Source organism: Paenibacillus sp. D2_2 (assembly GCF_031199965.1).
GTDB lineage: Bacteria > Bacillota > Bacilli > Paenibacillales > Paenibacillaceae > Fontibacillus.
In genome coordinates, this window is the sequence record NZ_CP133605.1 from 18,254 (window position 1) to 32,863 (window position 14,610).

Genomic DNA, 14,610 nt, shown 5'->3' on the forward strand with positions numbered 1-14,610 from the left:
GTTCTGGTCTCCATCTTTTTCTTATTCATGAGCCGTAGATACGGCTGGCTTCAGATCCGGATCGATGTATTTACGAATAATGGATACTTCGACGCGGCGGTTCTGTGCCCTGCCAGATGCTGCGTTGTTCGAGGATACCGGTGGTATTCGCCGTATCCAATCGCACTAAATTTCTGCGGATCAAGCTGAGTGTTAAGCAGCAGGATCTTCATGAAATTAAGGGCCCGAGCTGAACTTAGATCCCAGTTGGATGGGAACTCCTTATTGGATATCGGCACATTATCAGTATGACCGGAGACGATGACCTCGTAGTCCGGGAACTCTTCCAACATGTCTGAGATTGCCTTGGCCAGCTTCCGGGCATCCTGCTTCACCTCAGCCTCTCCTGAAGGGAACAACGCTTTGTCGCTAATCGTAATCATCAGCTGGGACTGATTGAGCTTCGTATCAAGGTCATTAGTCAGTCCATTCTGTTTGATATAGTTGTCTAATTGCTTTTTCAGCCCTTCCAGGTTCTCCTGCTCTCTGCGCTTAAGCTCGCTCATACTGGCCTTAATGTCACTCGGCTTAGGTTGAACTTTGAAGGATTGCATATCGTTGGTATTGAACGAGCTTTGATCCAGGATACCCGTTCCACCGCTAAGAACATTGTTAAAGGCATCACTGACCGCTTTGAATTTCTCCGCGTTCACCGAGCTCATTCCGAACAGGACGATAAACATCGCAAGCAGAAGGGTCATTAAGTCAGAATAAGGAAGCAGCCAGCTCTCGTCTGCATGCTCCTCATGTTCTTGATTGTGTTTATTCCGTTTGCGCACCTTCACCCGCCCCCTTTTCTAGGATTTGAGCACGTTCGGCAGGGGTTAAGAATACAGCAAGTTTTTGTTGAATAGCGATCGTAGACACCCCTGATTGAATAGATAACAGGCCTTCTACCATCATTAGTCGGATCTCTATTTCTTTCTTAGAGAGACGTTTGAGTTTATTGGCAATCGGATGCCACAATACATAACCGGTGAAAATACCGAATACGGTTGCGATAAAAGCACCTGAGATCGCATGAGATAGAATATCGACATTACTCATATCCGATAGGGCCGCGATCAGACCGACAACGGCACCGAGTACCCCGAGCGTAGGTGCGTACATCCCAGCTTGTGAGAAGATTTGAGCCCCTGCTTTGTGTCTTTCTTCAGTAGCGGCGATGTCCTCTGTCAGAACATCCTGCACGAATTCCTGATCATTGCCGTCAATGATCATTCGCATCCATTCCGCAAGAAATCATCGTTGATTTCTTCTACCTTGGCTTCCAGAGCGAGCAGTCCTTCGCGGCGGGTAATTGTAGCCCATTCCGCAAACAGAGCCATCAGTTCGCCCTTCGTAATAATTTTTTGCTTCACGACCGTCATTTTAAGCAACTTCGGGAATTTCTTCAGCTCGGATAGCGGGAACGCCATGAATAAAGTCGCCGCGGTTCCCACGAAGATAATGACAAAGGCCGCTGGGTTAGAGACCAAGCTTTCAATCGGCGCGCCTTTTAGATACATTCCCCAAATGAGTGCCACGAGTCCAAGAATAAGTCCAATAATCGTTGAGATTTCCATTGCACACCTCGTCCTTGAGATAATTATTCCATAATTCTGCCACCCGCATCCTTGCAGAACGGCATTTCTGATTCTATGGAAATGGCTTATCTTTTTTATCGACAGAATTCCCTTTTTTTTTAAGGGCGATTTTCCGGTATAATGGGACTACGATTGAAATATTCGTTAGAGCGAAGGGAGAAAAAGGATTGTGGGCGTAAAGCACGGAAGAGATTATGAATATATTTTGGCAGATCTGACGAAGGCGGTAGGCCGGATTTCTGATAGCTATATTTTCTTTGAGATGGAGTCGTCCGAATGGGAAGCGCTGTCGGAGGAGGAGAGACTGGAAGTCCAGGAGGCGCTGGCCGAGGACCTATTCTTTGCATTAGGTACCGTTCCGGTCATTTCCGTTGGTAGTGGGGTTGTGATCTATGATGCGGATAATCATCGGATTAATTTCTTGATTGGAGAGGAAGAACTGGATTTCGTTACATTGATTTAATATTAATTGCCTTATTTTGTTGAAACAGTAAGGCTTGTGGTAATATATTGGATAGCATGATCATTAGAATAGAAGAATACAATAAATTGAAATCTCAGGTACGGATGATATGCAAGAATGATATTCGGATACATTTTTAGAACGAACGGGAGGTAGAAATTAATATGCCGTTTACACCGCAGGAAATAGAAGCGCATTTAGAAAAGTTGGAAGGATGGGAGCTAGAAGAAGGGCGATGGATCGTTCGTAAATATACCTTCTCTAATTATATGAAGGGGATCGCTTTTGTAGATGAAGTAGCAGCTATATCAGAAGCGTTTAATCATCATCCTTTTATAACCATTGACCATAAAACAGTGACGCTTCGGCTGACATCTTGGGAAGAAGGCGGAATAACGGCCGTTGATATTAAAGAGGCACAGCAGTATAACGAGGCCTTTGAGAAGGCTCGTTCTGTAAGTTGATATAGGATAGGATACAGCCGGGCTAAATGAGAGGTATCATGGTCTATGTCAGCCGGCTTAACAGAAGAATGCCCGCCAGGATGATATCCTTGGCGGGCATTCTTCTTGTTACGATTATTTCTGCTCCGCAAGCCACAGGGCTACGTTCGCAATTTCTTCGTCCTTCAGCTTATCCTGAAAGGTTGGCATTTGTCCTCTGCCCTTCTTGATGATGCCGTAGAGCTGATCCGCTGATAGTGTAGTTCCGATTTTCTGCAAATTTGGACCAACGTTACCTTGCAGTTGATCGCCATGGCAACTGATACAGTTTGCCTTGATTGTAGCTTGAGCCTGATCAGCACTGAGTGTGATTTCAGGCATGGTTGGCTTGGCCTCTTTGGCCACTTCTTCTTTACCAGGTAAGGTAAAAATCAACACGATGGCCATAATGAATGCCACGCCGAGTAATCCGCTCATGATCCATTTCTGCACACGAATCGCCCCTTTTATGTAAGCTATCGATTACATTATACCGGAACATTGCAGTTGATCATAGCGTTTGTGACAAAAAAAGTAATGATAATTTAGTGTTTTCTTGAAAATATATGCAAATCATCACAGACAACATTATAGTTCGTTGTGATCGAACTCTTCCTCCTTAGGGAGTCCGCGAAATACCATACAATAGTAAGGCTTGGAAATGCCGCCGGGCGTCATCTTTTCATATAAGTCTGTAATGACGAAGCCTGACTTTTGATAGGCCCGGATCGCTCTTTTATTCCACGTCAGAACCTCGAGATCCACCTCATTACTAGGCTTGCGACGTAGCGCTTCCTCCACAATCGCGATGACAAATGACTTACCATAGCCGTGACCACATAAATCAGGTCTCATCCCGACCCCAATACGGGTTACTCCTTTAAGAGGGAAGTATTGGGCAAAGCCAGCGAGCTCGCCAGTCTCATCCAATAGGGAGGCGTATTGTTCGGCCCGTAGTGCAGGATTGCCGAATTCTACATCGAGCGCCTTCATTTGTTCCCAAGGGAGCCAGCTATATACGTCATAGGGAGAATCGTAGCGCCAGGTGCAGATATCTGCGCCATGGTCTTCTTCCATAGGTACGATACGAAATTTCGGAATATACTTTTCCATATTTACGCCTCCTTGCTGATTGCATGATAGGATGCCTATATTACCTTTTTAAACTCACTCTAACGGGAATTTTAATCGTTGTAAAGGTGTTAGCGAGATTTTCGAATATAAAAAAAGTGCAATTGACTCCGGGAGGATCAATTGCACTTCTATAATATAGATAAATGATGTATGAATGAAATGAAAGTTAGAGTCAAATGGTTAAACGCTGGAGTTAAGCTTCGGCATACATAGAATAAGTGTTTTGGTCAAGAATGCGCTTGGCACCGACATAACGTGTTTTGTAGTAGCTGTTGTCCAAGCTGTCGATACGAACGCCTTTGGACGAGGAGGAGTGTGCGAACTCTCCATGGCCAATATAAATGCCTACATGGGATACTCCATTACCCAATGTATTGAAGAAGACGAGATCGCCAGGCTTCAACTGGCTCTTGCTTACCGCAGTCCCTTGCTTGTACTGGTCTGTAGATACACGAGGCAGGGTTACGCCCATTTTCTGATATACATATTTGGTAAAGCCTGAACAATCAAAGCCGCTGTTGGCGCTGATTCCACCGAGTCTGTAAGGTGTACCGTATACTGAATCAACTACATTAGTCAGAGTGGTGCTCGCAAAAGCGTTGCCGGATTGCATGGTGAAGAAGATAGCTAAGCTTGCTGCGGCTGCGATGAATGTTTTTCTCAAGATGTAAGCTCCTTCCAAGGCCTGCGAGGTTAGCTTGCGGATTCGGTTGAAGGTTCCCTATGACTGCGTGATAGCGGTCAATTCACCCCAAATGGTTCCCCCGTTTCCCGGGTGCTTAGGAATTCGGCTGTTCTTAGTTGATGCACCCAAAAGTTACGATAGTTACAACAGAAATTACAAACTTGTTACTATTACATTGGTTATCTTACCAAACCCGCCCAACAATGACAAGCTTGTCGAAATATTTGATCTAGAAGTCTATGTTTGTCGGTCCTTTGCATAGGCACAAAGGGCTATGCATAGGCCAATGGCAAATAAAAAGCCCGCGGTTACGATTCCGATTGAAATCGCCGCGGGCTTAGCATTCGTTATTATTCTACATCATCGTGATCCGAAGCATCTCCAGTAACCTCTTCGAATTTGTCAGAACTCATGATACGTTTAGCTCCAACATAACGATCTACATAGTATTTCTCGCTCAATTTGCTGATCACTACACCCTTAGAGGAGGAAGCGTGAGCAAATTTTCCATCACCAACATAGACACCTACGTGGGACACACCACTGCCGGAAGTGTTGAAAAACACCAGGTCGCCAGCGATCAGTGCATCTTTGGATACGGATTCGCCCATTTTATATTGCGATCCCGATTGGTGAGGAAGCTTGATACCGATCTTGTTGAATACATACATCGTAAATCCAGAGCAGTCAAACCCAGAAGTTGTTGTACCACCGGATACGTACTTCGTTCCTAAGGCTCCATCAATAGCAGTATCTAATTTGGAGTCCGCGAAAGCGCTACCAGTTCCGATGGAGAAAAGCAATGTAACACCAAGAGCTAATGTAGTTAACTGTTTCTTCAAGTAAAATACTCCTTCCGATTGCCTACGAGGTTAGCTTAAGGATTCGGTTGAAGGTTCCCTATGATCCCTCTCTTGCGAGATCAATTCACCCAAAGTGGTTCCCCGTTCCCCGTTAAGGGAATTCGGCCAATGATTTCATAAATAATTGTTATAATTACACTCGCTATTGCTATTACTTGACTTATTATGACAATAATGATTACAAAACTGTTACTGAATTTCTACTGTTGTTATTGTAACAAAGGTATGTATATTTTGGCAATGGTTAAATCACAAGATTCAGAGAGAAATAAACAGAAGAAGACCTCCGATTTTGGCGGAGGCCTTATGGCATAAGGGATTATAGTGGTAAAATTTTTTTAACTTTTTTGTGACTTAATTTCCCATAGCTGATATTGAGAGGTTAATCCCCAGACTCTGAATAAACTTCGTATGAAAGGATAGCTTTGTTGCAAGATGAGAGCGAGTAATCCGGTCCAAATCCACGATACGGAGCCGAAGATGATGAACAGGATTAGGGCAAAGGCTCCGAGAATGAGAGAGATACCTGCTCCAGGAAGTACATATTTAACACCTATTAGAATAGATCCCCATAGACCTCTTTTGAAAAGATAGCCGAATTGTGCGAACAGCAAGCATTGGTCTATGAACCAGCAATAGATCATCCAAGCGAATAGAACGGCGGATACCTTCAGTATGGGGGTGACCTGTATGGTTCCTGAACGCAATAAGTCAGGCAGAATTCCCTGGACGTGAGGCAGGATCCATATAAGCGGTATGCTGATTAATACAAGCTCGATAAATAGGAAGAGGAAGACCGGCCTCCCAAATTCCTTCATACCGCGGAACAGCGGAAGTCCACTCTTCCGCTCCTCCTTGGGCATTAAGCCATACAGAACTCCTGCTTGGAGCAGGGGAGTCACCAGCAGCCGGATGAGAGTCATTCCGAGCAGCAGCCATAGATAGAGGTGGATCTCAGAGCTATGTTTGAGCTCGTTAGGACCCTCCAGGAGGAATAGAGCCTGGCTAAGCGGATTGGGTGGGGATCTGGGTATCTGACCAGGACCTCCGTTACAACTGAATTGATGAGTCTGTATAAAAATAATCCCCAAAGCAACTGATACAGAAACAGAATGATGATAGAGGGAAGCTGGTTTTTTATAAGACTCCATCCACTACGTATATAGATCATACTTTTCCCCCTTAGAGTTTTGTTAGGCTAGACTTCGTAGAATGATCATCGGACAAAACTGGCTTCGAAAGCATGTGCTGAGTTTTGTTAGGCTAGACTTCGTAGAATAGGCTATTTACCATAAAAGCGAACCGAACACCGTCTCCAGCAATTTGATGATCGTTAGTGTGGAACGGGTGCCTACAGGTTCCTGAATCTCAGCTTTCAGATAATTGTTAATGTGTTTATTCTCCAGAACGAGCGAGTATTCCGGGTCGATTTGTACCCAATCCACAGGCTCTTTGTATTGGACCTTAATCTGCAAGGAGTCGTTATCCACATTCCAAGTCTTCTGTAAGGTATGTCCGTCTTTGAACGTGAGCAATATTGCCACCTCGGGTAACTGGCGCCTTTACGGCTAATATCAATGACTGACTCATAGGCAGGACCGTCCTTCGAGTCCACCGTGTAGACTTGAATATGATCTACGGAAAAATCGGCCATTTTGTCGCCATATACATATTGGTTGAAATAATTCTTCCATGATCGTCCGGTGACCCGCTCAACGATTCGCTGAAAATCCGTAGTCGTAGGATGCTTGAAGCGGTACTCCGTACTGTAGTTGAACATGATCCGCCGCATCGTCTTGGCGCCTACCTGCTTCTCGATATCAAGCAGAATCAGCTTGCCCCGATAATAGGCATTCTGAGCATATATATCGCTGGCTCCATATTTCCATGCAGACTGGGTTAGCGAAGCCGGAGAAGTGATAATAGCCGCTTGGATCGGGAGTGGAAGGTTGGCGGTGAATTCTTGTTCCATCAGCTTATCTTCCGCGTAGGATGCGAATCCTTCATCCAGCCAGGCTTCTTCGAATTCATTGCTGGCGATCATTCCATAGAAATACTGGTGGGCAATCTCATGGATGACTGTTCGCTCCAGCTCATTGAAATCCGGTGAGTCGCTCTTTGCTCCAAAGGAAGTCACTAGAGTTGGGTATTCCATACCTCCTGCACCGTTCGCTTCCGCGGGCGGGACGACGATTGATAACGTGGAGTATGGGTAACTTCCATACCACTTACTGAAGTTAGCGAGAGCCACTTTGGCAGCGTAGAAATAACGATCTTTCAAATCCTTATGGGCGGATCAAGATATAGCTTGATTCGCACGCCGGGGACCGAGTCAGAAGAGAAAGGCTCTTCTGCATAGATGAAGTCAGGTGAGGCCGCCCAGGCAAAATCATGTACATCGTCGGCGTAGTACTGTACATGCTTACGTCCATCCTGGATGCGGGCCGCTTTAGTCGGGAAGCCAGTGGCGGCGACCGTGTAATTCTCGGGAACATCTATTCCCACGCTGTATATGCTGAAATCGGCATAAAATTCAGAGTTGCCATGATATTGATGCAGGTTCCAACCTTCAGTGGCGCGTCCCCTTGTACCGGCAGGCTCGTACACACTTACCTTGGGGAACCATTGGCCAGCCATAACAAAGTCGCCTGCTGCACCCATGCGGGCAAAGATCTTCGGCAGTTTCACGGTGAAGTTGATCTTCAGGGTGATGCTCTCACCACTTTGAACAGAGACAGGTAGACGTACTCTAACAAGCGTCTTGTCCTTGGAATTGCCGTCATCGGGTTGAACATATTGAATCCGGTGAAGCAAGGAGATCCCATCGGTTGTCCGAATTTCGGTCAGCTCCATTGATCCCCAGCCATCCTTTGGCATGGCGTCATTTCGCAGCTTGCCTCCCGATTCCTTCATAAATGTACTATCTGCCGAGGTAAAAGCATTGGGATATAAATGTAGGTAGAGCTCGTTGACCGATTTCTTACCAGGATGCGTCCAGGTGACCGTCTCCGAACCTGTCAGCGTATTTTCTTGTTCGTCCAGCTTAACGTTGATATGATACTCCGTTACACGGTTGCTGAGCACCTCAGCGGTTGGCTGCTGGATGCTCTCGCTCTGAGGCGCGGAAGATACATGCTCTATCTCGGCTATTTGCCCAGGCTTGTTCTTATCCAGGGTGAAGGCAGCCTGATGAGTCTGGCTCTGTTGATAGAAATAGCGGGCCGTTCCGGCGATGAGGCATAGGGCTACGATGGAAAGGCCAAAGATTAAAATTCTTCGGGTCATACAATGGATACCTCCCGTTGACAAGCATCTACAGCATGTATATGTTTGCATTTGGAAGATTATTAGCTAAAATTAAATTAAGTTGAGGAAACTATTCTGGTTGCAGCTTGATGGCGTGTTTTCGCTTTGAAATAAACAGAGCATGAACGAAAAGGGGAATTGGAGGATAACATGGATCAATCACAAAAGACGGGTAAGAAGGTTTTTGCCCTAAATATTATTAGTAATGAAGACAAGAGCAAGCATAAGGGCTTCGGTGCTGGCTCCATCGATCTGAACAGTATGTCACCGGTGATTATCGACGGGGACGAGACGTATATTGATATCGGGGCTATGCATGCGAAGAGTAAAGTAGAGAAGGGTATCAAATTCTCTGTGAATCGTGAGGAAGTACCGAATGGACGTCAAGTATGGCTCGTCTGGGTAGCGGTTGACCGGACTCCTGAGGGTCAATTTTACGGCGGGATGACAGCCTGTGAGATGTTCATTGATACGGAAGCGCGCCGCGGCTGGAAGATTCTTGCCGACCATGTGAATAAGATGGATTATGCTTTGAAGCGTAAAGTGATTCTGGAAGGTCTGTCACCACAGCAGAAGGCATCGCTGAAGCAATTGCTGATAGATACGAATGCAGAGTGGTGGGAGAATTCTCCCGAAGAGCTGAAGACAGCCCTGGAAGCATAGGAACGGACAATCCAACATAAAAATTAGAAAGCACCCCATAGAGTTAAGAACAGGCCATGCCGGTTAACTAACTCTCTATGAGGTGCTTTTTTTTTGCAATTTATTAGTACGTCTTCAGAAAGTCCGGATTTCAGCACCGAGAAAGATGGATGAATCTAGGAACTGAGTAGCGGAACATACATAGCTTTTACGTGAGTAACGGTGGATTTTATTCGTCTTTACCTAATAGGACGGTGAGTCCTAGCAAGGTTACTACGATGGTAGCCCCCATATCGGATAATACAGCGATCCAGAGGGTAAGCCATCCTGGAATCGTGAGCAAGAGGGCAATCAACTTCAAGGTAAGGGAGATGCCGATATTCCACTTGATGATCCGACTTGCCTGTCTGGCGATCTTAATCGCCCCTGGCAATTTGCCGAGATGGTCCTGCATCAGTACAATGTCTGCGGTCTCGACCGCACTATCGGTTCCTTTGCCCATCGCAATGCCTAGCTGCGCAGCCGCTAGTGCTGGTGCGTCATTGATGCCATCACCAACCATCGCTACATTCCAGCGGGTTGCCATTTCCCTCACCTGCTCAACCTTCTGTTCAGGCATTAATCCGGCGTGCCAATCTGTGACCCCTGTCTTCGTAGCAACCGAACGAGCCGAGTAGGAGTGGTCACCAGTTAACATTACTGTGTGTTCGATGCCGTAACGATGGAGTTGGGCGATAACGTCCGGACTTTCCGGTCTGAGTTGGTCAGCGAGCCCAAACATTCCGAGTACCTGGTGTTCGGCTGCGATGATCACAACTGTCAGTCCTTCCTGCTTGAGCTGGTTCAGCTCAGCCTTGACTTGGTTGCGTGTCTGTTCGCTTACGGTGGTATGCTCTAATATTTCTTCACTGCCAGCCCAGTAGCGGGTTCCTCCAACTTCCGCTGCCAACCCAACACCTGGCAGGGTGATTAATCCGGAGACGGAAGGAAGCTTCGATTTGTCGATGCCTTGATCGGCAACTTGACGGACGATAGCTTGCGCCAGCGGATGCAGCGATCCGGCCTCGAGGGCGCCAGCGATAGCGTGGAACTGTTCAGGTTCATATACGACCTCACGGATCACGGCAGGACGTCCTTCGGTTAAAGTTCCGGTCTTGTCGAAGGCGATGGCATTAATCTTGCCAAGCTGCTCTAGATGCACGCCGCCTTTAACGAGCACGCCATTACGGGCGCTTCTCGTCATCCCACTAACCAGCGCGATCGGGGAAGAGAGTACAAGTGCACATGGACAACCTACAATCAGAATGGCCAGGCCTTCATAGACCCATTTCATCCATGGCTGACCTAGCAGCAGTGGCGGAATAAGTACGACTAGAGCGGCGATGATCATGATGGCCGGTGTGTAGCATCTAGCGAATTTATCGATGAATAATTCGGTAGGAGTCTTCGTATCCTGAGCCTCTTGCACCAGATGCATGATTTTGGCTAAGGAAGAATCCTCATAGGCTTTACTAATCTTAATCTTCAATAAGCCTTCGCTATTCACGCTGCCGCCAAATACAGCTGATCCAGGCTTCTTCGTAACAGGAATCGACTCACCAGTTATCGCCGCTTCATTGACGGCACTGTGGCCTTCGGTGATCGTACCGTCGGAAGGGATCTTCTCTCCGGGGCGAACAAGAACCATGTCGCCGACCTGCAGGCTGGCAATCGGTACGGTAACTTCCTCTGTACCGCGAATCAGGATAGCTTGCTTCGGTGCCGCATCAAGGAGTGCCTCCATGGATTTACGCGCCCGACTCATGCCGTAGCCCTCCAGAATCTCATTGAGTCCGAACAGGATGGCGACCAGAGTTGCTTCCTTCCATTCACCAATAATAACGGCCCCTACCAAGGCGACGGTCATCAGGGTGTCCATATTAAATCTGAACCGAGTCAGGTTCCGTAGGCCGCGCAAGAAGGTTGGATATCCGCTTAGTACGATGGCGACCAGATACATCCCTACAAGGATACTCTTAGGAAGCACATTTCCTAATATGAAAGTTAGAATATATATAATGGCGGAAATACCGAGGAACCACTTCTCCCGCTTTCCTTCACCTTCACCATGACTATGTCCGTGACTGTGATCATGCCCGTGACTGTGACTGTGGCCTTCAGCATGGTTATGGCTATTGGAATGATTGTGGTCGTGTGGATGAACGTGACCCTGGTTAGGATTCATAGCGATTGCAGGGTCTAAGACAGTGGAAGCCTCGGTCTCCGCACTTTGAGTCTCCGAACGAGTCAGCGAAGCGCCGTCGCTCTTCAAGATTTTCTCTACCTTTTGAATATTGATTTCAGGTCGCATAAGCAAACGTCCGCTATTGTACATTAGGGCGGCATCGTGCCCATGCTCCAGCTTGTGGATTTGATCCTCCATCTCACGTGCACAGTTGGCGCAGGACAATCCTTGAACTCGATATTCAACTCTTGTGTCAGAAGCGGCTGCTTGCTGACGGTCATTTGATCTACTCATGATCGTTCCTCTCCTTATGGTGTTCCAGTGTCATCGTAATTAGCGTCTGAATATGATGGTCTTTCAAGGAATAGAAGACATGCTTCCCATCCTTGCGAGATTTAGTAATGTTCATTTGCTTCAATTGCCGCAGGTGATGGGATGCTGTAGCCACGGAGGTTCCAAGGATAACCGAGATGTCATATACACATAGCTCTTGATCCTGCAGCAGGTAAGCGATTTTCATACGGTTTGGATCTGATAAGGCTTTGAAAATTTGCGTCATGCCTTCAATTTCTTCTTCACGTAACGTTTGCTGCAGTACCTCTGTTCTAGTGGGGTCTCCGCAAACATGTTCATAAGTTTCATCGATTACTTGGTCGCCCATCGTCTTCCCTCCATCGGAATGATTGTTAGAAATTTTATATTCAAACGTTTGTTTGATTGTTTGAATATAGTATACACCTGAACTTCATAATATTCAAATGAATATTTGAATGATTAGGCCGTATTAGTATGTTAGCAGGAACAAAAATCAAGCCAGCCAGGTAAGCCTGGCCTTGAACATTTTGCTGAAGCGTGGTTAAGGCTATCCTTTTCAATCCTGTTTCGAATTCATCCACCAGCGCTTCAGATCTTTCCACCATGATTTGTTCTCAGGTTTCTTTGAGATAGGGACCGGCTCTGGAAGTGACTCGTTGCTGTTATGGGCAGAGCAGAATTCTGTCGGTTCTGTGCCTTGAATGAATACCTCCAGCTTCTTATTGGGACAATTGGCTGTAGCCAACTTGCCGGTATTTTGGTCGATATAGACACTGACGACACTGTCGGGGATTGGGAATATCTTTGGCGGTACCTTCTCAAGTGCCTTCTCTGTAAATTTGGCGAAGATCGGGGCCGCTTTTCGTGATTCGTTCGTATTCAGCGTCTTACCCTTGTCATAGCCTACCCAGACCGCAGTAGACAACTCGGGCGTAAAGCCGACGAGCCAAGCATCAGTACTCGTTGTACCTGTCTTCCCGGCGACGGGTCGTTTAATATCTGAAGATACTCGGTTACCAGTTCCTCCTGTCTCGAACACGCTCTCCATCAACTGGGTTAGCACATAGGCGGCAGCTGGCTCTACAATCTTTTCTTCTTTGGGCTGTGGTGCTTCATACAACACTTTTCCGTGTTCATCGGTTATGCGGAGTACGGCGATTGGTTTGACGCTCCTACCTTGATTACCGATGACCGCGAAGGCAGTAGCCATCTCGAAGGGGCTTACGGGCGAGGTGCCCAGCGCCAGGGAAGGAACCGCCTGCATCGAGCTGGTAATGCCCATTTTTCGGGCAAGTTCAATCACTTGATCAGCGCCGATCTTGAGTATCGTATTTACGGCATATATATTGTCGGAAGCAGCGATAGCTTGACGCATATCAATTTCGCCTAAATACTTGTCCCCAAAGTTCTTAGGACTATAGGTCTTGCGATTGTCATCATAATGGAACAAAGTTGGTTGGCTATTGAACTGGCTAGCGCTGGTCATCTTCATTGAAGACAGCGCCGATAAGTACATAATCGGCTTGAAGCTCGATCCAGGCTGGCGGGTTGTAGCGAACACATGGTTAAATTGGCTATTGGTGTAGTCCGCTCCGCCTACAAGTGCTCTGATCTGGCCGTTACGTGGATCTATGGAGACGAGCGCGGCCTCTAGACCACCAGAATCGCTCAACTCAGTCTTAACAGCATCTTCCGCCGCTTGCTGAGCTCCTATATCAAGGGTTGTGTATATTCTCAGACCACCATGTTCCAATTCGTTCTCATCAAAGCCTAGTTCATTAACGACTATACTTCGCACATAATCGCGGAAATGGGGGCGACACTTAAGGCAGCGCGCTCCTGACGCGTTTGGAAGGGCAACATCTCCTCATAGGCCTGATCCGCTTGCTTCTGCGTAATATCGCCAGTAGCCACCATCGCTGATAGCACGATTTTCTGCCAGTCCTTAGCGTTCTTCATATGATTGTAAGGCGAATAATAAGTAGGGCCCTTTGGTACTCCAGCCAGCATGGAGCTCTCCGCCAGATCAAGATCCTTGGCATGCTTGCCGAAGTACATTTGTGCCGCCGTTTCAATCCCATATGCACCATGACCGTAGTATATTTCGTTCAGATACATCTGCAGAATTTCCTCTTTGCTATATTTCATTTCCAATTGCGTCGTATACATGGCCTCTTTGACTTTTCGCGACCAGGTGCGTTCATGGGAGAGATAGAGGTTACGAGCTAGCTGTTGGGTCAGCGTACTAGCCCCCTGAACCTTCTCCATTTCTTTTAGATTTACGAATAGGGCTCTCGCCATCCCCTTGATATCAAAACCGAAATGATCATAGAATTGCCGATCTTCTGTAGCAAGTGTAGCCTCAACCAGCCATGGCGAGATGTCCGATAGTTTCACGGTGGTACGGTTTTTTCCCCGTCGGAGAATACGGCGATGGTCTCACCGTTTCGGCTGAAGAGCTGGGAACTCTGTTCGGAATAGGATAGCGGGAGATCGGATTGATAAAGGTAAAACAGTAAAATGCCAACGGCGAGCACGCCTAGCAGTCCGGTTGATATCGTTAACTTGAGAATGAACCGCCGTTTACGCGGTGATTTACGTCGATTGCCGCTGCGTACGAGCCTTTGCATGACTGTACGCCTCCCTCCTGTAAGTGTATCAATTCTTAGTATGGGAAAGTTTGGAATAGATATTCACAGTAGGGCGGCAAAGCAGGAAGTTCATATTTATAGAATGGAAACTGTTGCAATTTTACCTTGTTTCAATATAATCATTCTTATGTTTGGTGCAATATATTAGGAAGATGAAACTTTGCGAGAAGTCGAGAAGTAGATCTAGGGGCCCCGAAAATCCGGGTGTAATATGGCGGCT

11 protein-coding genes, 3 pseudogenes and 2 riboswitches are annotated in these 14,610 nt (G+C 46.8%); of the genes and pseudogenes, 3 read left to right on the forward strand and 11 right to left on the reverse strand.

Annotated elements, in window-relative coordinates; all coding sequences use genetic code 11:
• Positions 1 to 50 precede the first annotated feature (50 nt).
• Both RE628_RS00095 and motA read right to left on the reverse strand, forming a co-directional pair.
• Entirely contained in the window at positions 51 to 818 is a 768-nt protein-coding gene (locus RE628_RS00095; RefSeq protein WP_375143021.1) for a flagellar motor protein MotB, read from the reverse strand.
• A pseudogene (gene motA / locus RE628_RS00100) lies at positions 802 to 1,604 on the reverse strand (flagellar motor stator protein MotA). Before motA ends, RE628_RS00095 begins: the two are co-directional and overlap by 17 nt.
• A 190-nt stretch (positions 1,605 to 1,794) precedes the next feature.
• On the opposite strand from motA, the gene RE628_RS00105 reads away from it, so the two are divergent.
• Positions 1,795 to 2,088, forward strand: coding sequence for a hypothetical protein (locus RE628_RS00105; protein ID WP_309156868.1), 294 nt, complete (start codon positions 1,795 to 1,797; stop codon positions 2,086 to 2,088).
• A gap of 164 nt (positions 2,089 to 2,252) precedes the next feature.
• Positions 2,253 to 2,552, forward strand: a complete 300-nt coding sequence (locus RE628_RS00110; RefSeq protein ID WP_309156869.1) for a 4a-hydroxytetrahydrobiopterin dehydratase — start codon at positions 2,253 to 2,255, stop codon at positions 2,550 to 2,552.
• A 114-nt stretch (positions 2,553 to 2,666) separates the two neighbouring features.
• Here the strand turns inward: RE628_RS00110 and RE628_RS00115 are convergent, their stop codons facing one another.
• From RE628_RS00115 to RE628_RS00140, 6 genes and pseudogenes are all read right to left on the reverse strand, one after another.
• A complete protein-coding gene (locus tag RE628_RS00115; RefSeq protein ID WP_309156870.1) occupies positions 2,667 to 3,023 on the reverse strand; it encodes a c-type cytochrome in 357 nt (118 codons plus the stop codon).
• Between the two features lie 135 nt (positions 3,024 to 3,158).
• Complete coding sequence (locus RE628_RS00120) at positions 3,159 to 3,683, reverse strand: GNAT family N-acetyltransferase (RefSeq protein ID WP_309156871.1); 525 nt, start codon at positions 3,681 to 3,683, stop codon at positions 3,159 to 3,161.
• Between the two features lie 214 nt (positions 3,684 to 3,897).
• Complete coding sequence (locus RE628_RS00125; protein ID WP_309156872.1) at positions 3,898 to 4,368, reverse strand: C40 family peptidase; 471 nt, start codon at positions 4,366 to 4,368, stop codon at positions 3,898 to 3,900.
• Positions 4,369 to 4,371: 3 nt separating this feature from the next.
• Positions 4,372 to 4,507: riboswitch (cyclic di-AMP (ydaO/yuaA leader) on the reverse strand.
• Positions 4,508 to 4,739: 232 nt separating this feature from the next.
• Positions 4,740 to 5,231 carry a C40 family peptidase gene (locus RE628_RS00130; protein WP_309156873.1) on the reverse strand — a complete coding sequence of 164 codons (492 nt, stop codon included), beginning with the start codon at positions 5,229 to 5,231 and terminating at the stop codon, positions 4,740 to 4,742.
• 3 nt (positions 5,232 to 5,234) lie between these two features.
• A riboswitch (cyclic di-AMP (ydaO/yuaA leader) is annotated at positions 5,235 to 5,369 on the reverse strand.
• Positions 5,370 to 5,590: 221 nt separating this feature from the next.
• Positions 5,591 to 6,403 (reverse strand): hypothetical protein, encoded by an 813-nt coding sequence (locus RE628_RS00135; RefSeq protein ID WP_309156874.1) that lies wholly within the window; start codon positions 6,401 to 6,403, stop codon positions 5,591 to 5,593.
• 135 nt (positions 6,404 to 6,538) lie between these two features.
• Positions 6,539 to 8,537 (reverse strand): annotated as a pseudogene (locus RE628_RS00140) (M1 family metallopeptidase).
• Positions 8,538 to 8,708: 171 nt separating this feature from the next.
• Between RE628_RS00140 and RE628_RS00145 the strand changes: the two are divergent.
• Positions 8,709 to 9,221, forward strand: coding sequence for a YwhD family protein (locus RE628_RS00145; RefSeq protein WP_309156875.1), 513 nt, complete (start codon positions 8,709 to 8,711; stop codon positions 9,219 to 9,221).
• A 208-nt stretch (positions 9,222 to 9,429) separates the two neighbouring features.
• Here the strand turns inward: RE628_RS00145 and RE628_RS00150 are convergent, their stop codons facing one another.
• The 3 genes and pseudogenes from RE628_RS00150 to RE628_RS00160 all read right to left on the reverse strand — a co-directional run bounded on the left by RE628_RS00150 (position 9,430) and on the right by RE628_RS00160 (position 14,369).
• Complete coding sequence (locus tag RE628_RS00150) at positions 9,430 to 11,718, reverse strand: heavy metal translocating P-type ATPase (RefSeq protein WP_309156876.1); 2,289 nt, start codon at positions 11,716 to 11,718, stop codon at positions 9,430 to 9,432.
• Positions 11,711 to 12,085 carry an ArsR/SmtB family transcription factor gene (locus RE628_RS00155; RefSeq protein ID WP_309156877.1) on the reverse strand — a complete coding sequence of 125 codons (375 nt, stop codon included), beginning with the start codon at positions 12,083 to 12,085 and terminating at the stop codon, positions 11,711 to 11,713. Before RE628_RS00155 ends, RE628_RS00150 begins: the two co-directional genes overlap by 8 nt.
• Positions 12,086 to 12,295: 210 nt before the next feature.
• A pseudogene (locus RE628_RS00160) lies at positions 12,296 to 14,369 on the reverse strand (transglycosylase domain-containing protein).
• Positions 14,370 to 14,610 lie beyond the last annotated feature (241 nt).

What these genes read in the sequence shown, in the direction of transcription:
- RE628_RS00145 (WP_309156875.1), top strand. Translation starts at nt 8,709, where the DNA reads ATGGATCAATCACAAAAGACGGGTAAGAAGGTTTTTGCCCTAAATATT.
- RE628_RS00120 (WP_309156871.1), bottom strand. Translation starts at nt 3,683, where the DNA reads ATGGAAAAGTATATTCCGAAATTTCGTATCGTACCTATGGAAGAAGAC.
- RE628_RS00155 (WP_309156877.1), bottom strand. Translation starts at nt 12,085, where the DNA reads ATGGGCGACCAAGTAATCGATGAAACTTATGAACATGTTTGCGGAGAC.
- RE628_RS00150 (WP_309156876.1), bottom strand. Translation starts at nt 11,718, where the DNA reads ATGAGTAGATCAAATGACCGTCAGCAAGCAGCCGCTTCTGACACAAGA.
- RE628_RS00135 (WP_309156874.1), bottom strand. Translation starts at nt 6,403, where the DNA reads ATGGAGTCTTATAAAAAACCAGCTTCCCTCTATCATCATTCTGTTTCT.
- RE628_RS00110 (WP_309156869.1), top strand. Translation starts at nt 2,253, where the DNA reads ATGCCGTTTACACCGCAGGAAATAGAAGCGCATTTAGAAAAGTTGGAA.